The 21,683-nt window shown below is 65.0% G+C and carries 19 protein-coding genes and 1 pseudogene; 9 read left to right on the top strand and 11 right to left on the bottom strand.

The window, feature by feature from the left end; all coding sequences use genetic code 11:
* Positions 1 to 141 precede the first annotated feature (141 nt).
* Positions 142 to 1,164, top strand: coding sequence for a type IV toxin-antitoxin system AbiEi family antitoxin domain-containing protein (locus tag QM797_RS24940; protein WP_283278381.1), 1,023 nt, complete (start codon positions 142 to 144; stop codon positions 1,162 to 1,164).
* Between the two features lie 18 nt (positions 1,165 to 1,182).
* On the opposite strand, the gene QM797_RS24935 is transcribed toward QM797_RS24940, so the two are convergent.
* The 3 genes from QM797_RS24935 to QM797_RS24925 all read right to left on the bottom strand — a co-directional run bounded on the left by QM797_RS24935 (position 1,183) and on the right by QM797_RS24925 (position 4,196).
* Positions 1,183 to 1,893, bottom strand: coding sequence for a type 1 glutamine amidotransferase (locus QM797_RS24935; protein ID WP_283278380.1), 711 nt, complete (start codon positions 1,891 to 1,893; stop codon positions 1,183 to 1,185).
* Positions 1,886 to 3,148, bottom strand: coding sequence for a Mur ligase family protein (locus QM797_RS24930; RefSeq protein ID WP_283278379.1), 1,263 nt, complete (start codon positions 3,146 to 3,148; stop codon positions 1,886 to 1,888). Before QM797_RS24930 ends, QM797_RS24935 begins: the two co-directional genes overlap by 8 nt.
* A 151-nt stretch (positions 3,149 to 3,299) precedes the next feature.
* On the bottom strand, positions 3,300 to 4,196 hold the full coding sequence (locus tag QM797_RS24925; protein ID WP_283278377.1) for an EamA family transporter: 897 nt from the start codon (positions 4,194 to 4,196) through the stop codon (positions 3,300 to 3,302).
* Positions 4,197 to 4,268: 72 nt separating this feature from the next.
* Between QM797_RS24925 and QM797_RS24920 the strand changes: the two are divergent.
* A pseudogene (locus QM797_RS24920) lies at positions 4,269 to 5,182 on the top strand (LysR family transcriptional regulator).
* Here the strand turns inward: QM797_RS24920 and QM797_RS24915 are convergent.
* On the bottom strand, positions 5,151 to 5,528 hold the full coding sequence (locus QM797_RS24915; protein WP_283278375.1) for a PLDc N-terminal domain-containing protein: 378 nt from the start codon (positions 5,526 to 5,528) through the stop codon (positions 5,151 to 5,153). The pseudogene QM797_RS24920 and the gene QM797_RS24915 sit on opposite strands and share 32 nt — an antisense overlap.
* A gap of 139 nt (positions 5,529 to 5,667) precedes the next feature.
* Here QM797_RS24915 and QM797_RS24910 point away from each other — a divergent pair, with 139 nt between their 5' ends.
* A complete protein-coding gene (locus QM797_RS24910) occupies positions 5,668 to 5,844 on the top strand; it encodes a hypothetical protein (RefSeq protein WP_283278374.1) in 177 nt (58 codons plus the stop codon).
* Positions 5,845 to 5,906: 62 nt separating this feature from the next.
* Here QM797_RS24910 and leuA read toward each other — a convergent pair whose 3' ends face one another.
* Together leuA and QM797_RS24900 are read right to left on the bottom strand one after the other, a co-directional pair.
* Positions 5,907 to 7,718: a 2-isopropylmalate synthase gene (gene leuA, locus QM797_RS24905; RefSeq protein WP_283278373.1), complete on the bottom strand. Its 1,812-nt coding sequence runs from the start codon at positions 7,716 to 7,718 to the stop codon at positions 5,907 to 5,909.
* A gap of 151 nt (positions 7,719 to 7,869) precedes the next feature.
* Positions 7,870 to 9,558, bottom strand: a complete 1,689-nt coding sequence (locus tag QM797_RS24900; RefSeq protein WP_283278371.1) for an FUSC family protein — start codon at positions 9,556 to 9,558, stop codon at positions 7,870 to 7,872.
* Between the two features lie 137 nt (positions 9,559 to 9,695).
* Between QM797_RS24900 and QM797_RS24895 the strand changes: the two genes are divergently transcribed.
* Positions 9,696 to 10,961: an aspartate kinase gene (locus tag QM797_RS24895; protein WP_057477162.1), complete on the top strand. Its 1,266-nt coding sequence runs from the start codon at positions 9,696 to 9,698 to the stop codon at positions 10,959 to 10,961.
* A gap of 2 nt (positions 10,962 to 10,963) precedes the next feature.
* Positions 10,964 to 11,986 (top strand): aspartate-semialdehyde dehydrogenase, encoded by a 1,023-nt coding sequence (locus QM797_RS24890; protein ID WP_283278368.1) that lies wholly within the window; start codon positions 10,964 to 10,966, stop codon positions 11,984 to 11,986.
* Between the two features lie 55 nt (positions 11,987 to 12,041).
* Here the strand turns inward: QM797_RS24890 and QM797_RS24885 are convergent, their stop codons facing one another.
* A complete protein-coding gene (locus QM797_RS24885) occupies positions 12,042 to 13,112 on the bottom strand; it encodes an ABC transporter ATP-binding protein (RefSeq protein ID WP_283278367.1) in 1,071 nt (356 codons plus the stop codon).
* A gap of 116 nt (positions 13,113 to 13,228) precedes the next feature.
* Here QM797_RS24885 and QM797_RS24880 point away from each other — a divergent pair, with 116 nt between their 5' ends.
* The 3 genes from QM797_RS24880 (at position 13,229) to QM797_RS24870 (ending at position 17,333) form a co-directional block, all read left to right on the top strand.
* The gene (locus tag QM797_RS24880) at positions 13,229 to 15,040 is read left to right on the top strand and encodes a multicopper oxidase family protein (protein ID WP_283278365.1); all 1,812 of its coding nucleotides are present in this window, start codon (positions 13,229 to 13,231) and stop codon (positions 15,038 to 15,040) included.
* Positions 15,041 to 15,149: 109 nt separating this feature from the next.
* Positions 15,150 to 15,551 carry a DUF6855 family protein gene (locus QM797_RS24875; protein WP_283278363.1) on the top strand — a complete coding sequence of 134 codons (402 nt, stop codon included), beginning with the start codon at positions 15,150 to 15,152 and terminating at the stop codon, positions 15,549 to 15,551.
* Positions 15,552 to 15,599: 48 nt separating this feature from the next.
* Positions 15,600 to 17,333, top strand: coding sequence for an HNH endonuclease signature motif containing protein (locus tag QM797_RS24870; RefSeq protein WP_283278362.1), 1,734 nt, complete (start codon positions 15,600 to 15,602; stop codon positions 17,331 to 17,333).
* Between the two features lie 353 nt (positions 17,334 to 17,686).
* On the opposite strand, the gene QM797_RS24865 is transcribed toward QM797_RS24870, so the two are convergent.
* A complete protein-coding gene (locus tag QM797_RS24865; RefSeq protein ID WP_283278361.1) occupies positions 17,687 to 18,571 on the bottom strand; it encodes a polysaccharide deacetylase family protein in 885 nt (294 codons plus the stop codon).
* A 54-nt stretch (positions 18,572 to 18,625) separates the two neighbouring features.
* A complete protein-coding gene (locus QM797_RS24860; protein WP_283278360.1) occupies positions 18,626 to 19,192 on the bottom strand; it encodes a CGNR zinc finger domain-containing protein in 567 nt (188 codons plus the stop codon).
* Positions 19,193 to 19,270: 78 nt separating this feature from the next.
* Between QM797_RS24860 and QM797_RS24855 the strand changes: the two genes are divergently transcribed.
* The gene (locus QM797_RS24855) at positions 19,271 to 20,443 is read left to right on the top strand and encodes an epoxide hydrolase family protein (RefSeq protein ID WP_283278358.1); all 1,173 of its coding nucleotides are present in this window, start codon (positions 19,271 to 19,273) and stop codon (positions 20,441 to 20,443) included.
* A 42-nt stretch (positions 20,444 to 20,485) separates the two neighbouring features.
* Here the strand turns inward: QM797_RS24855 and QM797_RS24850 are convergent, their stop codons facing one another.
* Positions 20,486 to 20,797: a hypothetical protein gene (locus tag QM797_RS24850; protein WP_283278356.1), complete on the bottom strand. Its 312-nt coding sequence runs from the start codon at positions 20,795 to 20,797 to the stop codon at positions 20,486 to 20,488.
* A gap of 62 nt (positions 20,798 to 20,859) precedes the next feature.
* Positions 20,860 to 21,585: an envelope biogenesis lipoprotein LpqN gene (gene lpqN, locus QM797_RS24845; RefSeq protein WP_283278355.1), complete on the bottom strand. Its 726-nt coding sequence runs from the start codon at positions 21,583 to 21,585 to the stop codon at positions 20,860 to 20,862.
* Positions 21,586 to 21,683: the final 98 nt, after the last annotated feature.

Genomic DNA, 21,683 nt, shown 5'->3' with positions numbered 1-21,683 from the left:
CCACTCGAGGAGTACAACAAACGACTGCTCGTTGCGACGACCACGTGAACCCGTCTCGAGTTTCTACTCACGACCCGCGGCTATCCACAGCCTGTGGATAGATTCTGACGCGGAGGTCGCAAACCGAGCATCCTCAGGTCCATGAGGACCAGACCGGCGGGAACCTGGCAGCGACTGCTCGACGCTCAGCACGGAATCATCACTACGAAGCAGATGTACGAGATCGGCGTTAACAAGGACTCGATCAACCACTGCGTGGAAAACGGGCAGTGGCTGAGGGTGTTTCGAGGCGTCATCTCGGTGACAAACGGTCCGCTGACACGTGAGATGCAGCTGTCGGCTGCGTTGCTGTACGCGGGTCGGGGCGCACTGCTCAGTCACACCACCGCCGCTGAGGAGTGGGGGTGGCAGCGGGTGGGTTCTGGGCCGGTACACCTCACCGTTCCCTACGGATGCTCGGCCACCAGCCAGCCGCCGACGCTGAGGCACGCCAAGCAGAACTGCACCTCGGAGAGCAACGCGCAAATCCATCCCGGCGTGGTCGTGCATCGTTCCCGAGCCATGAGCCACATCGGAGTCGAGACGAATCCGTCGCGAACGAGCACCGCCGACACGGTCCTCGATCTCGTTGTCGCAGAGTCGACGTCGAGGCAAGCGACGATCACGTTGGTCTCGGCGATGTCCTCGGGTGGTGTGAACGTTGCGGCCATGACGCGCAAGGTCGACGCTCGGCGACCGATGCGTTACCTGAAACCGATTCGGCACACACTGGCTCTCATGCGCGACGGGGTCCATTCTGCGCTCGAGCACCGCTACGTGCTCGACGTCGAGCAGGCGCACGGGCTTCCGGCCGGCCAGCGACAGGCTCCGGTCTTCGTCGACGGCAGGCAACTCTTCGAGGATATTCGTTACGCGATCTGCGACCTCATTGTGAGGCTGGACGGCCAGGCCTTTCACTCTGCCAAGCAACGACGTTTTCGCGATCGGCGTCGCGACAATGCCGCGGAGCTGAGGAACCTGCCGCGGTTGATGTACGGCTGGCACGAAGTGACCGAGGACCCGTGCGGTGTTTACCGCGAGGTCCGCGAGGTGCTGGTCAGAGAGGGATGGAGAGACTCGTCGTACCCGTGCGAGCGCTGCATCCTTGTGAGTGGAAATTCGTAGTGGGCTACGAAGTTTCGTTCACGTGCGGCGGAGCCGCTCCTTGCGAAGCTGCGCGACCTCGGGCAGCTCGAGAGGGGCGAGAGTGGTGCCCAAGGCACGCTCCAGCAAGTAATCCGCCAACTCCGGGTTTCGGGCGAGTACGGGCCCGTGCATGTAGGTGCCCAGTACCGAGCCTTGCACGACGCCTTCGCGTCCGTCGCCGACGCCGTTGCCCACTCCGTGGGTGACCTTGGCGAGCGGGGATGCATCGAGACCGAGAGTCGTTCCGCCTCGGTGGTTCTCGAATCCGGTGAGTTTCTGAGTCAGGCCGTCGAGTGCGGGCTCGGTGACGACCTCACCGATCGACCGTGTGGCCTGCGGGGCGGTGGTGACGTCGAACAGCGAGATGCCGTCGACACGTTCGCCGGCGGAGGTCTCGTACCAGTGGCCGAGTACCTGGATCGCGGCGCAGATCGCCAGCACGGGCGCACCGCGGGCCGCGGCGTTCTGCAATCCGGGATATCTGGTGAGGTGACGCGTCGCCAGGCGCTGGGCCGAATCCTCGGCTCCACCAAGGGTGTATACGTCGAGTGAATCGGGAACCGGATCGCTGAGGGTGATCTGCACGACCTCGGCGTCTATATCGCGCATGCGCAGCCGCTGTCGCAGAATGAGCGCGTTGCCGTTGTCGCCGTACGTGCCCATCACGTCGGGCAGGACGAGGCCGATGCGAACGGTGGACTCAGACATCTTTCACCTCACGTGCCAGCGCGCGACCGAGATCACGGAACGCGGTGTAGTTGGCGAGTACCTCGATGCGTCCCGGCGGGCAGGAAGCAATGGCCTGCAACGGATCTGCAACGGTCGTGTGCTGTGAGCCCGCGTAGAGCAGTCGTACCCCGAGGTCGGTCGCACGTTCACCGGCGGCGACCACGGCGACGTTCTCGAAGTGCTCGAAGCGAACGTCCCACAGCCACGACAGGTCTTCGCCGTCCGGTACCTGACCGTTGACGGCGATGACGAGTCCGTCGCAGGTGGGGTCGATCATCGACAGCGCCTCTTGCCAGCCGGCGGGGTTCTTGGCGAGAAGCATTCGGACGGAATGAGATCCGTATTGGATGGTGGAGTAGCGCCCGGCCACCTCGTCGACGCTCGACGCGGCCGCGACGGCATCTTCTGCGCTCGCGCCCAGCGTCACTGCTGCGGCTACTGCTTGAGCTGCGTTGCCGCGGTTGGCTTTTCCTGGCAGCGACAACGTCATCGGCAGGACGAGTCCGTCGGGTCCGTAAAGATTCTCGTCGTCGAGCCACCAATCCGGCGTCGGACGCTTGAAGTCACTGCCGGTGCTGTACCAGTGCTCGCCCTCCCAGAGGATGGGCTCGCCGGTGCGGGGGCAGCTGACCGAGTCGCCTGCCCACCCGCCACCGGCGGCGACCCAGACGACGTTCGGGGCGTCGAATGCGGCCGAGGTGACCAGAACGTCGTCGCAGTTGGCGATGACGACGGTCTCGGGGTGCCGGGCCAATCCGGCCCGCAGCTTGCGTTCGATCATGTTGATCTCGCCCACGCGGTCGAGCTGATCGCGACTGAGGTTGAGCAACACGATGGCCGCCGGGTCCACAGCGTCGGACACGTGCGGGACGTGCAGTTCGTCGACTTCGAGGGCAGCGAGCTCGGCATCGAAGTGCGCGTGCAGGGCCGCGACGATCCCCGCGTCCATGTTCGCGCCGTCTGCCTGGGTGGCGACGTCGCCGAGAGTGGCCAGGGCTGCGGCGGTCATTCTGGTGGTGGTGGATTTGCCGTTGGTGCCGGTGACGATAACTGTGCGTCGGCCACGCCCGAGCCCGCCGAGGATGTTCGGGTCGATCTTGAGTGCGACGAGTCCGCCGATCATCGAGCCCTTACCCCGGCCTGCCTTGCGAGACGCCCAGGTCGCCAGCTCCGCCGCGCGCAGTGCCACGCGGCCCCGTGCGCCGATACGCCTGCGCTCACCCACTTCAACCATCCGCCGAGTCTGGCACAGAACAACGTGCAGTCTCACGTCGGCGGTTTCTACCCCTGGGTCGTTTCGCGGGCTCCACTCCCGCCCCACTTGGTCATTCCGCAGGCTCCACTCCCGCCCCACTTGGTCATTCCGCAGGCTCCACTCCCGCCCCTCATACCGGTGCTTTCTCCAGCACATCGGCGGGCCGGCGGACGACCATACCGCCGAGGCAGCCGCCGATCACGACGACGCCACCGATCAGAGCCAGCACGGACGGGTTCTCGCCGAGGAAGATCCAGGCACCCGCGATGCCCACCACGGGAACCAGAAGTGAGAACGGTGCGACCAGTCCGGCGGGGTTGCGACTCATCAGAATGCTCCAGAGTCCGCTACCGATGATGGTGGCCGGAATCACGATGTAGGCCAACGCGACTAGGCCGGGCCAGCCCGTCGGACCGAACGCCTCGGCGAGGGCGTGCCAGCCGGTGCTCGGACCCTCGACGATCGCTGAGAGCGCCAGCATCGGCACCGGCGGAATGACGGTCATCCACAGCATCAGCGTCATCGGGGAATCGGACTTGGCGAGTCGATTTCCCAGGTTGCCGAAGGCCCAGCCGAGGCCGGCGAGGAGAGTGAGGATCACCGGGAGCAGGGTGGCGTTCTGGGCACGGTCCCATCCGATGAGCACCATGCCGACCACGGCGATCGCAATGCCGATGGCCTGCCTGCGGGAGACGTGTTCGCGCAGCAGAACCGCGCCGAGAACGACGGTGAACGGCGCCGACGACTGCAGCACGAGCGATGCCAATCCGGTGGGCATGCCTGCGGCCATCGCTGCGAACAGGAAGGCGAACTGAAGGAATCCGAATCCGAATCCGTAGAGCAGCAACCACTTCAGTGGGACGTTCGGACGTGGGACGAACAACACGACCGGAATGGCGATGACCAGGAACCGCAGCGCGGCGAAGAAGAAGGGTGGAAAGTGATCGAGCCCGACGCGGATGGCGAGGAAGTTGAGCCCCCACAGCACGGCGACGGTCAATCCGAGCAGGCGGTCGCGAGTGGTCATGCCGTCAATCGTGACGGGTGCAAATGATGAGCACAATCGAATATATCCGTATCAACAGTTAAGATTTTCTGCATGAATGTGGAGCGGCTCCGGATACTCGCAGAACTTGCCGACCGCGGAACCGTTGCAGCGGTCGCCGACGCGATGTCGATGACTCCGTCGGCAGTGTCTCAACAGCTCAAGTTGCTGGCCCGCGAGGCGGGGGTGAGACTCCTCGAACCCGACGGTCGTCGCCTTCGTCTCACCGACGCGGGACGCGCATTGGTGCTCAGAACCGACGAGGTGCTCGCGGCCCTCGCCCGCGCCACGGCAGAGATGGATCGATACCGGGCGTCCCCGCGGGGACGCGTCCGAGTCGCGCTGTTCCCGCGTCCGGTGCCGCGCTCCTGCTGCCCGGGCTACTGACGCGGATGGCGAATTCGGACGTCGACATCGACGCCCGTGACGAGGACCTGCCCGCATCCTCGGTACCCGAATTGCTGGCGGACTACGACGTGGTGCTCACGCACCGGGACGAGCGAGCGCCGTCGACCGCGGGCCCGCGCATCGAGGTGGCCACCCTGATGCGTGAACCCATCGACCTGGTGCTGCCGCCGGATCATGCTCTTGCGCAACATGAATCGATATACCTCCGGGACCTGGTCGACGAACGGTGGATCAGTGTGCGCGGAGGATTCCCAGTGGACGACGTGCTGCTCTCGGTGGCTGCGGCCACGGGCGTCGAACCGCGGGTGGTCCAGCGAGTGAACGACTTTCGCGTCACCGAGGTATTGGTGGCGGGCGGGCACGGCGTGGCCCTGATGCCGCGCTATGCCGTCGTCCATCCGGGCCTGGTGCGGCGAGAACTGTCCGGGGTGCGGGCCGGCCGCATCTACGAACTCGCAACGAGGCCCGACGCGCGGCGACTACCGGCGATCGCCGCTGTGCTCGACGCATTCCGAGTGGAAGCGGAGTTCAGGACAGCGCTTTGGCCTTCAGCGTCCTGAACTCGTCCTGATCGATGGTTTCGTTGTCCAGTAATGCTTTTGCGTGTGCGATCTCTTCGGATGCGGATCGACCTGCGACGTGCTTGATGTAGTCCTCCTGCTGGTCCTTCGCGTGCTGAAGGGCAGCGACCTGACGCTTCGTCGTACTGCTGCCGTTCACGATGAGGTACACCAGCGCGGTGAGGAACGGCGCAACGATGAGGAAGAACACCCACACGGCCTTGAGAACCCCGGATGTCTTGTGGTCACGGAAAAGGTCTCCGATGATCGAGAACATCACCATCAGGTAGGCCACGAACGCGAATCCGACGATGAGAAGCCAAAGAAAATCCCAGAACGAGTCCATGGCGAATTTCCATTCCCTACAGTGCCCCGACGGCAGAACTATTGCCGCACGGGGCGTAGCTGGACGAGTGGTTCCCCTTACGCGGGATTTGAGTTAGCCTGGGTAACGATCCTGATCGACGAGAAGCAGGGGAGATGTGATGATCGTCTTCGTGCGTAGTGGTCTGTTCACAGTCCTGATGTTCGCCGCGTTCGTCCTATTCGACGACGGAGCGGTGTGGGAATCGCTGATCGGCGCGGGTGTCGCGGGTGCGATGTTCACTGTGCTGTTGTGGCTCTATGAGCGACGTGCTCCCGACGCCGAATCCATCCAATAGCGCCCCGACACACGGAAAAGCCGCCCATTCATGACGAATGGGCGGCTTCTCGGTGGTGCACGTCAGTTCAGTGCGCGGTTCACTGCCGAGACCACGGCACGCAGTGATGCGGTGGTGATCGATGTCGCGATTCCGACGCCCCAGACCGTGGTGGCGACTCCCGCGGGTGACGTGACCGAGGCTTCGACGTAGGCGGCAGCCTGGGCGTCGTCGCCCGCGGACATGGCGTGCTCCGAGTAGTCGAGGACGCTGACGTCGTATCCGATGGTCGACAGCGCGTCGACGAAGGATGCGAGTGGACCGTTGCCCGAGCCGGAGATCTCCTGCTCGACGCCGTCCACCTTGACCGTCGCGGTGATCGTGTCGGTGCCGCCGTCGTGCTCGGCCGCAACCACCGACTGCTTGATGCGCTCGAGCGGACGGATCGGCGTCAGGTACTCCTCGGCGAAGCCGTCCCACATTTCCTTGGGCGAGACCTCGCCGCCCTCACCGTCGGTGATGCGCTGCACGGCCTGGGAGAACTCGATCTGCAGGCGACGCGGCAGGTTCAGTCCGTGGTCGGACTTCATGATGTACGCGACGCCACCCTTGCCGGACTGTGAGTTGACGCGGATGACGGCCTCGTAGGTGCGACCGACGTCCTTGGGGTCGACGGGCAGATACGGCACCTGCCAGGTGATGTCACCGATGTCCGTACCCTGCTCGTCCGCAGTGACTTTCATTGCGTCGAGACCCTTGTTGATCGCGTCCTGGTGGCTTCCGGAGAAGGCGGTGTAGACCAAGTCTCCGCCGTAGGGGTGACGCTCGGCGACGGGAAGTTGGTTGCAGTACTCCACAGTTCGGCGTACTTCGTCGATGTTGGAGAAGTCGATCTGCGGATCCACGCCGCGGGTGAACAGGTTCAGGCCCAGCGTGACGAGGCAGACGTTGCCGGTGCGCTCGCCGTTGCCGAACAGGCAGCCCTCGATGCGGTCTGCGCCGGCCTGGTAGCCGAGTTCTGCTGCGGCAACACCGGTTCCGCGGTCGTTGTGCGGGTGAAGCGACAGCACGATGCTGTCGCGGCGATCGAGGTTGCGGCTCATCCATTCGATCGAGTCGGCGTAGACGTTCGGTGTCGCCATCTCGACGGTGGCCGGCAGGTTCAGGATCAGAGGCTTCTCGGGGGTGGGATCGATGATCGCGGTGACCGCGTCGCACACCTCTTTGGCGTAGGAAAGTTCTGTGCCGGTGTAGGACTCGGGGGAGTACTCGTAGCGCCAGTCGGTATCGGTGAACTTGGCTGCTTCCTCGAGAACCTTGCGGGCACCGTCGGTGGCGATCTTCTTGATGGTGTCGCGTTCGGCCCGGAACACCACGCGGCGCTGCAGGATCGACGTCGAGTTGTAGAAGTGCACGATGACGCTCCGGGCACCCTCACAGGCGACGAAGGTGCGCTCGATCAATTCGGGACGGCACTGCGTCAGAACCTGGATGGTGACGTCGTCGGGGATCGCGCCGTCCTCGATGATCTCGCGGACGAAATCGAAGTCGGTCTGGCTGGCCGACGGAAAGCCGACCTCGATCTGCTTGTAGCCCATCCGGACCAGCAGATCGAACATGCGGCGTTTGCGGGCCGGGCTCATCGGGTCGATCAGAGCCTGGTTGCCGTCGCGCAGGTCCACTGCACACCACTGCGGCGTCCGGTCGATGATCTTGTCCGGCCACGTGCGGTCGGGGAGGGTGACGGGCTCCACTTCCTCGGCGAACGGCCGATAACGGAATGTGGGCATCGAGGAGTTCTTCTGGGTGTTCCAGGCAGGCTGGTCGCTGGGCGCGGGCCGCGAGGGCGGGGTGATGGTTCGAGATCCCGAGGTGAATGCGTCGGCTGGTGACATGGTGTTCGTCTCTCCGTACAGCTCAAAACAATGTGTTCGACCGGCGCAACGAACCCCGCGACGGGAAGCCAGTCTGGTCTCAGACCCCGTCGCGGCTGTTAAGAAGGAGAGCTCGCAGCATGGGCTGAGTGTACTACCGCAGACCGACTGCCTACCCCAGGGTTCGGGAGTCGACTTTTTCGGCGACGGTGTCGTGCCTGCGCTGCCACTGGTCGATGTCGTTCAGTCGTCCGACATCGGCCGCGGTCCAACACCGTGCAAGCAGTTCGTATCCGAGGTGATCGACCTCTGCATGCCTGGCCCACACGCGATGCGCCCAGCGGCGATCGTTGTGCGCCGCTTCGGCTCCCGCGAGCGCTGCGCCGACCAGCTCGAACTGCACGTCCCGTCGAAGCGTCAGAGATGCTGCCGCCGTGACCTTCTCGGTTCGCAGAGTCGTCAACAATCGGGCGGTCAGGTCCAGAACCCGCCGATCGGACCACTGCAGTGCACGCCGAAAAGCGCCCGGCAACAACAACCACAGGGCCGCTAACGCGAGAGCAACCCCCACCGCGGTTTCGACCACCCGATCCACCACGATGCCGCCGAGAGGGGCACCCGGATGCGAGATGGTGCCCATCAACAACGCGAGCGGGGTGATGAACGTGACGGCGAGGCCGTAGTTGCGCGCAACGCTGATCTCTATCGCGAACTGCAGCACCATCAGCACCACGATCACGGCGAGACCGGTCAGCGGCGAGAGATAGATCGCCGAGAACAACACCACCCCGGCCAGAGTGCCGCCGAGTCGCTGCATGCCGCGGTACGTCCCGTGTACGCGATCCGGCCCCTGCTGGAGCACCAGGACCGCGCCGAGGATCGCCCAATCCGGCCTGCTCAGACCAAGCGCCACACTGATCCCGCCCGCAGCTGCCGCCGCGCAGAACACCCGGATTGCCGTGGACGCCGCGTGTGAATCTCGATGCAACGACCGCTTCAACCGATAGCCGATGCTCGGACGAGCCAGCGGCAGCTGATCCCGTGGGGATTCGACCTCATTCTCGGGATTCGGAAGGGTACCGGCGCGCGCCGACGTGGCAGCCGCGAACGCGAGATGGGCGTCGAACAGCGTCTGTACCAGCGCCGGGCGGGAGGCCAAGCGCGCCGCTCCGGCCTCGTACACCGCGGCCCACGCCGCATGCAGACGCGAGGCAGCGGTGTGCCGATCGGCCACGGAGGCCGTCGGCGAACTCGTGTATTTCTCGATCGCGGTCACCGCCGCACCGACCGCCGCCCGTTCGGGTCCCCTCGGATCGCGCACCACCCCGCACATCGCGACCACCAGCGCCGACGCGACGCCGATAGCCGCACAGACGGCGCCACGGGTCGCGCTGATGGCTGCAGCAGGGAGATACGACGCCACCGCGCACACCAGCACGAAGAAGAACGCGCCCGGTGGTCCGAGTCGAAGCGCCGCCACGACGTAGACCGCGACAAGGGCGAGAACCGACAGCACGGCCACCGGAATCATCCGTGCCCACCCGGTCTCGCCGAAGTCGAGGGCGAGCTGCCCGGCCGTCGCGCCGAGCCACACCGAGGCCACCAGCGCGCCGCCTGCGATCAGTACTACCCACCAGCGCGATCGATAGGGGCGGCCCTCGCCGTAGATCACCGCGAAACTGCCCGAGACCACCAGTAGCGCCTCGGTGTGGAAGCCGAGCAGCCACGCCAGGATCGCCGGAACACCGAACGCCAGCGCCGAACGCAGACCACCCGGCCAGCGACGGCCGACAGCGGGCAGACCGAAGAGCACCCGCAGACCTCGGGCCGGCGGTGGTGGGAGATGTTCGGGAACGGTCACTCGCAACATGTTAAGGCAGGCGAGAGGCCCTAAAGCCCCAGCTCGGAGCTACCCGGCCCACTGCTCGGGGCATTCGCTCGGTAAGGTGACCCGCGGACAATCGAACGATTGTCGGCTATCCAGCGGAGGTAAAACGCGTGGCTCTCATCGTCCAGAAGTACGGTGGATCGTCGGTGGGAACCGCCGAACGTATCCGACGCGTCGCTGAACGAATCGTCGAGACCAAGAAGGCGGGCAACGACGTCGTCGTCGTCGTATCGGCCATGGGCGATACCACCGACGAACTGCTCGACCTGGCCCAGCAGGTGTGCCCGGCCCCGCCGGCGCGCGAGATGGACATGCTGCTCACCTCGGGTGAACGCATCTCCAACGCGCTGGTCGCGATGGCCATCCACTCGCTCGGTGCCGAGGCCCGGTCGTTCACCGGCTCACAGGCAGGCGTCGTCACCACCAGCGTGCACGGCAACGCCAAGATCATCGACGTCACCCCCGGCCGCGTCCGTAGCGCACTCGACGAGGGCTCGATCGTTCTCGTCGCCGGATTCCAGGGCGTCAGCCAGGACAGCAAGGACGTCACCACTCTCGGCCGCGGAGGGTCCGACACCACCGCCGTTGCGCTCGCCGCAGCACTGAACGCCGACGTCTGCGAGATCTACACCGACGTCGACGGCATCTTCACCGCCGATCCGCGCATCGTGCCCAACGCCCAGAAGCTCGACACCGTCTCGTTCGAGGAGATGCTCGAGATGGCCGCCTGCGGCGCGAAGGTGCTCATGCTGCGCTGCGTCGAATACGCCCGTCGCTACAACGTTCCCGTTCACGTGCGCTCGTCGTACACCACGAAACCCGGAACGATCGTCTCCGGATCTATGGAGGACATTCCAGTGGAAGAAGCAATTCTCACCGGCGTCGCACACGATCGCAGCGAGGCGAAGGTCACCGTCGTCGGTCTGCCCGACACCCCCGGATACGCCGCCAAAGTCTTTCGCGCCGTCGCCGATTCGGAAATCAACATCGACATGGTGTTGCAGAACGTCTCGAAGATCGACACCGGCAAGACCGACATCACCTTCACCTGCCCCAAGGCCGACGGCCCGACGGCAGTGGAGAAGCTCACCAAGCTGCAGGCCGAGATCGGCTTCGCGCAGGTGCTCTACGACGATCACATCGGCAAGGTCTCGCTCGTCGGTGCCGGCATGAAGAGCCACCCCGGCGTCACCGCGACGTTCTGTGAGGCTCTCGCCGATGCAGGCATCAACATCGATCTCATCAGCACCTCCGAGATCCGTATCTCGGTGCTGTGCAGCGATACTCAGCTCGACGACGCTGTACGTGCGCTGCACGCCGCCTTCGATCTCGGCGGCGACGAAGAAGCCGTCGTACACGCGGGAACAGGACGATAACGATGACCACAGTTGCAGTCGTAGGAGCCACCGGCCAGGTCGGTGCCGTCATGCGAACCCTGTTGGAGGAGCGAAACTTCCCCGCCGACACCGTTCGATTCTTCGCCTCCGCTCGCTCGGCAGGCAAGAAGCTGCCGTTCCGCGGCGAGGAGATCATCGTCGAGGACGCGTCGACCGCCGATCTCACCGGCATCGACATCGCGCTGTTCTCGGCGGGTGCCACGCTCTCGCGTGAGCAGGCACCGCGGTTCGCTGCAGCCGGCGCGGTCGTCATCGACAACTCGTCCGCGTTCCGCAAGGACGCCGACGTGCCGCTGGTGGTCAGTGAGGTGAACCCCGAAGCGGCGAAGAACCCGCCCCGCGGCATCATCGCCAACCCCAACTGCACCACCATGGCCGCCATGCCGGTGCTCAAGGTGCTGCACGACGAGGCCGGCCTGCAGCGACTGATCGTCTCGAGCTACCAGGCCGTCTCCGGTAGCGGCCTCGCCGGCGTCGACGAGCTCGCCACCCAGGCGCGCGCCGTCATCGACGACGTCGAAAAATTGGTGCACGACGGTTCGTCGGTCGATTTCCCGGCCCCGAACAAGTACGTCGCGCCCATCGCCTTCAACGTCCTGCCGTTGGCCGGTGCGTTGGTCGACGACGGATCCGGCGAGACCGACGAGGACCAGAAGCTCCGCAACGAATCGCGCAAGATCCTCGGACTGCCGGACCTGCTGGTCAGTGGCACCTGCGTGCGCGTGCCGGTGTTCACCGGGCACTCGCTGTCGATCAACGCCGAGTTCGATCGTCCGCTCTCTGTCGAGCGGGCCCGCGAACTGCTCGCATCAGCACCGGGAGTCTCGCTGGTCGACGTGCCGACGCCGCTCGAAGCCGCAGGCAAGGACGAGTCCCTCGTCGGCCGTATCCGTCAGGACCCGGGCGTCCCCGAGGGCCGCGGACTGGCCCTGTTCGTCTCGGGCGACAACCTGCGTAAGGGTGCCGCGCTCAACACTATTCAAATCGCCGAGCTGCTGGTCTGAGCTCGTGCGCGTTGTGCGTAGCCGCAGCTACGCACAACGTGCACGACGGGGGTGATCAGTTCAGGCGAAGGCCTTCAGTGGAGGCGTCGAAGATGTGCGCGTGCGCATCGTCGATGCGCACGTGAACCCGGTCGCCCTTCTCGGGTGGGCTGCGCCAATCGGCCCGAGCGACAATGGTTTCGGACTTCCCGTTGATGTCCGCTCGTCCGAACACGAATGCTTCGGAACCGAGTTCTTCGACGACGTCGATCTCGAGGGCAATTCCGCTGTCGGCAATCTCGATGTGCTCGGGCCGAATACCGAACATCACCTCGGTCGCGGAACCGAGAGTCTGACGGGCCACCGGAATCACCTGATCGGCCAGGCGGACGCCGCCGTCGGTGACGGGGGCGCGGAACAGGTTCATCGACGGTGAGCCCATGAACCCGGCGACGAATGCATTGACCGGGGTGCGGTAGAGCTCGCGCGGGGTGGCGCACTGTTGCAGCACACCACCTTTGAGCACGGCGACGCGATCGCCCATCGTCATGGCCTCGACCTGATCGTGGGTGACGTAGACCGTCGTCGTGCCGAGCCGGCGCTGCAACTGCGCGATCTGCGTCCGCGTCTGCACCCTCAGTTTGGCGTCCAGGTTGCTCAAAGGCTCGTCCATCAGGAACACCTGAGGCTGCCGAACGATGGCGCGGCCCATGGCAACTCGCTGCCGCTGGCCGCCGGAGAGGGCCTTCGGCTTGCGGTCGAGGTACGGTTCGAGGTCGAGCAGCTTCGCGGCCTCCTCGACGCGAGTGCGAATGTCTTCCTTGTTCGCCTTCGCCAGCTTGAGCGCGAACCCCATGTTCTCGGCGACGGTCATGTGGGGGTACAGCGCGTAGTTCTGGAACACCATCGCGATGTCGCGATCCTTGGGTTCGGAATTGGTGACGTCCTTGCCGCCGATGAGGATGCGACCGGAATTGACCTCTTCGAGTCCTGCGAGCATCCGGAGCGACGTCGACTTGCCGCAGCCGGAGGGGCCGACCAGAACGAGGAATTCACCGTCCTCGATGTGCAGTTCGAGCTCGTTCACCGCGGGGGTGTCGGAGCCGGGAAAAAGCCTGGTCGTGCGCTCGAACGAGATTGTTGCCATGACGAAAAGATCCCTCCACCGGCAGGAACGTGCCGGACGATCCGAGTGTGGGGTGACGGCGGGAGCCGACCAGCACATAGTATGGGCCCAATCACAATCAGGAGGAAGGTGGCCGGGTGAGCGGCGCTGTATCCAGACGAACCGCCCTACGGGGGCTGGCGGCCGTCGCAGTGGCCGCCGGTGCAGCAGCACTACCGGTTGCGTCGACGACGCGTCGAGCACTGGCCGACGACTTCCTCCGTGGGCAGAGCCCGCTGCTGTTCCATTCGCCGCCGCTGACGCCGTTCCGCGACGAACTGCCGCGATTGCCGCTGATCAGCGGCACGGAGATTTCGCTCGACGCGCACAGCTCCAGTCATGTCTTTCACGCCGACCTGCGACCCGGTCCGACGTTCGGCTACGGCCAGTGCGACTACCTCGGGCCCACCATCGAGTCGCAGCAAGGCCAGCCCTGGACCCTGAAGTACTCGAACACCACCGCCGGTAATCCTCTCGCCGCCGACATCGACACCTCGCTGCACGGCATGAGCGAGATGGATCGCACGATGACGCCGACGTCGCTGCACCTGCACGGGAGCATCACCGAACCGGCGAGCGACGGGCACTCCGAGATGCTGGTGCGACCGGGTGAATCGATGACGCACAACTTCCCGGGGCTCAACGATGCCGCGGGACTGTGGTACCACGACCACGCCATGTCGATGACGCGCATCAACGTTTACGCAGGCCTGCTCGGCATGAACCTCGTCCGCGACCGTTGGGATACCGGCACTTCCGACAATGCGCTCGGTCTGCCCTCTGGCGAGTTCGAGTTGCCGTTGGTTCTGCAGGAAAAGATCATGAACCCGGACGGCAGCATGAGTATCCGCTCCAACGTAACTGTGCCGCAGGGTAAGTGGGAAGGCGGCGGCACCGGAGACGTCGGCGTCGTCAACGGCAAGATCTGGCCGACGATGGAGGTCGCCCGCGGTATGTACCGGCTGCGCCTGGTCAACGCCGGGTCGTACAGCGTGTGGAACCTGTTCTTCACCAACCGCTTACGGTTCTGGGTCATCGGCAACGACGGCGGATTGCTCGACGCCCCGGTGGAAACCACCAGCATCAGACTCGCACCCGCCGAACGCGCCGACATCCTGGTCGACTTCGGTGCAGTAGAGCCGGGCGCACTGATCGAGCTGCTCAACGACGAGCCTCCGCCCGCTCAGGCCGCGTCGCTCGGAGCCGTCCCGATGCCGATGTTCTGCCAGTTCCGCGTCGCGTCCGCGGCGGGGTTCCGGGGCGGGATGCCGTCGTTGCTGCGCGGAGGGAAGGGCCAGCCGGATCTGTTGCCCGCGTTGCCGACCCCCACTTTCACCCGCACCGTCACCGTGAACCAGCCGTCCGGTGGGCTGAACCTCGACATGACGCTGATGAACCTGAACAACCTGCGGTATTCGGACCCGGACATCGAGATGCCCAAGCAGGGCACCGTGGAGATGTGGAACATCGTCAACACGACGGTCGAGCCGCACCCGATTCACTTGCACCTGGCTCACTTTCGGACGTTGGGCCGTATTCCGATCGACCTCGCGGCGTACCAACGCGACTTTCCGCGGCCCACGTTCGGTACCAGATGGGCTCCGCCCGTGGAGAAGTTCCTCACTGGTCCATCGGTGCCGCCGGCTACCTGGGAAGCCGGGTGGAAGGACACCGTCAACACGTACCCGGGCACCGTCACCCAGATCCTCGTCCGATTCCCGACGGCCGACGAGCTCGGTTTCGACCCCGACGCCACCTTCGCGGGACCGGCTGCGCACCACGGCGGTAGCGATATGAGCGGCCACGATATGGGCGGGTCCAGTGAGTTGCAGGGGTACATGTGGCACTGTCACATGCTCGACCACGAGGACCACGAAATGATGCTGCGGTACCGCACCGTCGCTCCGTGACGCACATACCCGAACCTGTCCGGGGTCGGGAGTTGGTTGCGTTCACCGTCCGGTCGGCCCACACTGACCGAGCCGTGTAAGGCAATCGACAACGGAACGGACCCCCGCCATGTCCAGCGGAACCACATCCGACCCGTGGGCTCTCACCACCGCCCCCGGCACCTCGGCTTACAGCATGTACCGCGATCCCGACCACGAGCCACCTGCCCTCGTATGTCAGGTGGGGTCGACGACATTGCGATACCGCATCGAGGCAATCGAGGATTTGCACGGCTGGCTCACCGAACGTGCCGACTGGGTATTGCTCGGTGCCGCGGACGAGAAGAAGTCGGCCGCTCCTGACACGGTCGAAGCGTGGGGGCGCTCGGAGGACAACCCGGTCGGCGGTTGGTACGGGCTCAGGAACGGATACCGCGGCCGGTTCGGGATGTACCTGCCGCCGCTCCTCGAAGAGCTCGGTCTGGCAGAGCTCACCCACAATGCCCGGAACAACAGCATGCGTGCGTTGTAGCGGAGTCATCGAGAAAGTTTGTCGGTGGGTGGGTATAGCTTTCGTGGTGTGAAGACATGGGGGGATGTGTTCGGGCTCGGGAACCAGGAATTGGTCTCCGAGCTCGCCGACGTGAACTCCCTCGAAAATGCCCTCGCTGCAACGAGATTGACGTTGCTCGCCGAGATCGACCGACGCGGCTTGGCGATGAAACTCGGGCACTCGTCCGTCACCCGCTGGTACGCCCGATCGGTCCGGATCACCGACGGATCAGCCGCTCGCCAGAACGCACTGGGGTACTGGCTGCGCGATCACCACTCCGTGCTCGACGCCCTCGCCGATGGTCGGATCCATGCCGCGCACGCCGCAGCGATCGCCGAGGGATTCGACGTCGTTCTGGTGGCCGATTCCACTCTCGACGAGCAACGACGCGAGGCCATCGTCGCCGAACTCCTCGACACCGCGATGCGCAGTACCGCCGGCCAGGTCTCCTCCCGCGCCCAAGCACTGGCACATTCTGCGGCGGACGACGCCCGAGCTCGACACGAGAACGCAGAGAAACGCCGCGAGCAAGAACGGCAGGAACAGGAACGGCGGGAACAGGAACGACGGGATCAGACGGGTTCGAGCAACCATGCAGCGACTTCCACCGCCAGCCTGCCCTATCCAGAACCGCCTGCACCCGAGCCTGTTCCGCCGACTCCCGCACCGCGGCCGGTGTCGGAGAACCCGAACCTGAACCGATTCGACGTCCACCCTCTGGCCAACGGGCGCTTTCAATTCGGCGGCGACGTCGACCGGCTGCTGGCGGAGAAGCTGCTCACCGCCCTGTCGCCGTTGACTGCGCCGCGACCAGGTCCCGGTGGCGAACGCGATCCACGTAGCCCGTCGAAGCGGCGAGCCGACGCACTCGATCAGATCCTCGACCGGCACCTGCGCGGCGGTAGCCGCGGGTCGGCCAGCGGGTCGCGGGCGTCGGTGCACCTGATCGTTCTGCTACGAGATCTGCTCGCCCACGGCGGCAAGGAGCAAAATGTAAGTGCAACAACGGATTCAATGGGAACGAGGGGGGTCGCCACGAGCTCCTCGAATGGCGGCGCCGGCCGCGACACGGTCGGTTCTGGCGGCGACGCTGTGCGTCACGAAGATAACGACAGAATCGGTGGCACTGGCGCTCGTCCTGACGGCACTGGCGCGCGTCCTGACGTCGCAGCCCGCGGCAATATGGATGCTCTCGGCGACGCAGCAGCCGGTGGTAACTGTGCCGGGCAGAGGTCTGCGCCCGAGCCGGGCGATGCCAGTGCTTGCGGCGAAGCGGCAGCAGCCGGTGGTGGTGCCGGGCCGAAGTCTGCGCCCGAGCCGGGCGACGCCGACTGGCCGTTCAACCTCGACTGGACCGGCCCGATCAGTCGCACCCTCGCCGAGCTCCTCACCTGCGACGCCGACCTGACCCCCGTCATCGTCGACGACCACGGCGTCCCCCTCGCGCTCGGGCGCACCACCAGACTCGCCAGCGACGACCAACGCATCGCCCTGACCATCCGCGATACCTGCTGCGTGATGTGCGGCCGCCCCGCACAGTGGTGCCAAGCCCACCACGTGAAATTCTGGGAACACGGCGGCAGAACCGATCTGAACAACCTCGCGCTGGTCTGCGGGGAATGCCACCGCCTCGTTCACCACGGCGACTGGAAACTGATCATGGGAGACGACGGACACCCCTACTCCATCCCACCCGAATCCATCGACCCCCGAAGGCAACCCATCCCCAGCTACCACCGACGAAAACGACGCGCAGCCTGATTGCACCGGTCGCTCCACTCGACCGCCCAAGCTATTCCCTAGCAACCCCGCGCCGGCCGTGCGGCCATCGGCCTGGGCTTCGTCGCGCGGCCTCCCCGTGAGCACGATGTTGTCGATCGGCACGGACAGGCCCGGCATCGCCTGTATCCGCGGTTCTCTCACTCACCCGCTCGCCATCGCCGGGCTGGCTTCGGCGGGGCACGACCGGCATGCATGGTCACTCGGGCCAACGCCGCGTCGACCAGAGAACTGAGCACCTCGCCAGTCGGTAGCCGCTCACGGGACTAGGGCGCTGGCCGCCCCAGCGGTGGACTATCCGTCGTCTACCCGTCGCTCGGTGGTCGACGACCGACCTAGGGCGGAGGTACCAGCTCTCGATAGTGCGCCGCGATCTCGCCCGGAGTGGTGAACCAGACGCCGTCACCGTTCCCGGTCATGTGCTTCAGAGCCGCGCGGAACCGTCGAAGTCGGTAGGGCTGTCCGGTGAGGAACGTGTGCAGAGAGATCGCCAGCACTACCGGTTGGCGGATCGAGTTCTCCTTCAGTTCGTCGAAGCTGTCGATGATGTTGTGCTCGAACGTTTCTGCGGTCTGATGGTGATGGACGAACACTGGGAGATCGTTGACTTCGTGCGGATACGGGACGCTCAGCAATGGGCCGCCCCGGGTTTCGAGCCACACAGGCTGATCGTCGATGGGCCAATCCAAGGTGTACTCGTAACCGCGTTCGGCGAGCAAGTCCTCGGTCACGCGGCTGGGGTTGGCACCCGGACTCATCCATCCGCGAGGCGGGACGCCTTCGTGACGCTCGATAGCGTTCGTGACCTCGTCGATCGAGCGGCGCTCGGCGTCCTCATCCAGATCGTTCGGTTGAACGCCGTTAGTTCGGCCGTGCGCGACGATCTCCGCACCGAGCCCGCGGAAAGCGTCGATCAACTGCGGGGCATGGTCGTACACCTCGGTGTTCACGAGGAGAGTCGGGCGAACTCCGCTCTGCTGCAATGTCTCTGCGATCCGAAACCCACCCACGCGGTTGCCGTATTCACGCCAGCCCCAGTTGTAGGTATTGGGCTGATCAATCGCAGGCGTGTATCCGAGGCCGGGTTCGCCGTCGTCGTACGGAAAGTGTTCGCAGTTGACGGCGACGTACACCGCGAGGCGCGCGCCACCCGGCCAGTCGAATTGTGGCCGATCGACGATGGGGGAATAGTCGAAGCGTCCGTGGGAGGCGAGTGGCATGGCAGCAGAGTTGCCCGCGGCTCGTCGGCGCAAACTGCCGCACGGTCGATCGACTCACACGGAATTTCGACGCTGATTGGCAACGAACCGCGCCTTCTTCTGACGGTTCCCGCACGTATTCATGTCGCACCACTTGCGGCTACGGCTCTGGCTGGTGTCGAAGAACGCGGCCCGGCAGCTGGGTGATGCGCACAGTGCCAACTTTCCGTCCCGCTCGCCGGCGATGATGCTGATGGCGTCGGCAGCGATCACCCCCAGGGCGTCTTCGACGGCTGACTCCGAGTTCAACTTCCATCGTCTTGTGCCCTCTGGTGTCAGGACCGCCGACTCGCTACCCCGAACGCTGTGGTCGTTGACGATCTGAATGGCCGACGTGGGCAGAGCCTCGTGGACTGCTGCCGCCGTCGCGGCGAGGTGTATCGCTTCTCGCAGTTCCAGGGCCAGGTCCAGTTGGGCCGCGGTGCAGGTGTCCACGGGGAGTCCGTTCAGTGCCAACCAGTCGACGAACCGATGCGGCACCGGGATTCGTTCCACCGCGTCGCCGCGTCGTTCGGTCAACGTCCCGGTGAACGCGGTGGACAGGACGCTTCCGGGCCGGAATTCGGGAAACTCTGCAGCCATAGGAACCAGCTTAGCCGGTTGCGCATAGGTCGCCGTCCGGGGTAGAACTGGCTGAGCCGGTTCCAGCTATGAGATCCCATGACGACACTCAGCTCCTCCGATGTGCACGCATTCGAGTTCCGCGCGTCCGGCGCGGACCTCGACGACCTTCGTGCGCGATTGGAGGCGGCGCGCCTCCCAGAAGCCGAGACGGTGTCGTCCGGCGTGGGTCGATGGGAACAAGGCGTGCCTCTGGCCGACCTCGTCGAGACCGTCGACTATTGGCGTACCGAGTACGACTGGCGGTCGTTCGAGGAACGACTCGATCGAGTGGGCCAATGGCGTACGACGATCGACGGCCTCGGAATTCATTTCCTGCACCGCCGATCCGCACGCGCAGATGCCACTCCGCTGATCATGACCCATGGCTGGCCGGGCAGTTGCGTCGAATTTGTCGACATCGTGGACGAGTTGGCGAATCCCCGAGACGCCGACGCGCCGGCGTTCCATGTGGTGATCCCGTCGCTGCCCGGCTTCGGTTACAGCGACAAGCCGGCGGCCACCGGGTGGGGAACCGAGAAGATCGCGGCCGCATGGGTGCAACTGATGGAGCGACTCGGATACCCCAGATTTCTCGCTCACGGCGGTGACTGGGGAGGGGTGATCACCACGATCCTCGGTGGCCGGTTTCCGGAGCAGGTAATCGGAATCCACACAACTCTCGCGCAGGCACCGCCCGGGCTGACCACCGAAGGGTTGACGGCCGATGAGCGCCGCTGGACCGAGGACACCGCAAACTTCCGGCGGCACCACTGTGCGTACGCGAAGCAACAGGCGACCCGGCCGCAAACGACCGGGTACTCACCCGTCGATTCCCCGGTGGGGCTACTCGCCTGGATTCTCGACAAGTTCGCCGAATGGACGGATACCGAAGACAGTCCGTTCGAGACGATCTCCAGGGACGCCATCCTCGACAACGTCACCCTGTACTGGCTCACGCGCACCGGTGCATCGTCGGCTCGGATCTATTACGAGAGCCACAACTCTCTCGATCCGGACCTGCGGGTGGACGTTCCTGCGGCGATCACGACGTACCCCCACGACATCGAGAAGAATCCTCGCGCGTGGGCTCAGCACCGCTTTCGGCAGATCGTCCGATGGAGGACTCCCGAGAATGGGGGACACTTTCCTTCGCTGGAAGATCCCACCTACTTCGTCAGGGATCTGCAAGAGGGCTTCGCGGCCGTACTTTCGGCCGCGGGTATTCGATGAAACCAGCTACCGAGCAATGATATTCGGCAATGGACGATCGTGTCAGGGAAGTCGACGCGCTTGTGCTCTGGCGTAGTCCTCGGGGTGGTTTTTCTTCTGATTCGCGCGGACGCGGTAGAGCATCAGCCAGAACGCGAAAAAGCAGACCGCGCGGATCAGCACCCACACGAACCATACCGGCCACACGATGAGCAGCCCCAACTGAAGGATCTGTTTCAGCACCACGGGTGTGCCGTTCGCCAGCGCCAGCAAGCGCAGCAGGCTCAGTTTGCGGAGAAAGCGTTTTGGCTCCGAATACGGCTCATCGGGTCCGATGCTCAGGGGTGAGACACGGCTCGGCGGTGCTGTAGACATTGGCAAACCTGTCTCACGGTGATCGGAGCGTGCAAGCTCCGATCACCGTGCTCGGCAACGGATTACGGGGTGATGGTGGTCTGATCGTCCACCTGGGTGGTGGCGTCGACCAGTAGGTCGAACTGATCGACGCTGCCGTCGACGTTGATCTGCAGGATGTAGTAGCCGTCCTGCCCGGTGATGATCGCCGTCTTCTGCGCCGAGACGACTTCTGCTCCCGTGTCGTCGACGTAGGTTCCGGCGATCTGGTAAGCCGGGAAGCCTGATAGCGTCGACACGGCACCCTCGCCGGATGGAGTGAACTGGGGAAGGTTCATCAATTCGCCTGGGGCGTAGTCGATGATGGCCTGCGGATCGACGTCGCCTTCGAGCTTGGAGACGATGGCGATCATGCTCGGGGTGCGTTCGTCGGCGGCGACCTCCGGGTAGATGATCGCGCCGTAGGCCCACTCGGGGGTCTGTTCGGCCGCGTCCACCCAGCCGTCGGGGATGGCCAGGTTGATGGTGGGCGCGGTGGGATCGTCACGGGTGACGGGGATTTCGGTCAGGCCCGCGTCGACGATGTAGTCGGCGATGGTGGGGTTGGGGCCGGCGGGGGCTTCGGTGGTGGTGGCGGGAGCCAGTTTCTTGACCGTCGTGGTCGCGGCTGCTTCCGTTGTCGTGGTTGCGGCCGCCGAGGTGGTGGCCGTTGCCGTGTCGGAGCTACTGCTGCATCCGGCGGCGGTGAGCCCGAGTATCACCACGGCAGCGCATGCGGCCCCACGAACACCAGTAGTAGAGAGTGTCATCGGTCCTCTTTCGTTCGTTCGGATACAGCATTCAGGTGGCTACAGCAGGGATCGAACCGACCGGATCGTAGAACCGTGACATTGGATATGGATTGGAA

Origin of the sequence: Rhodococcus sp. IEGM 1381 (assembly GCF_030056795.1) — a bacterium.
Classification (GTDB): Bacteria; Actinomycetota; Actinomycetes; order Mycobacteriales; family Mycobacteriaceae; genus Rhodococcoides.
The sequence above is the reverse complement of the archived record's forward strand: the minus strand, read 5'-3'. Positions and strand labels throughout refer to the sequence as shown.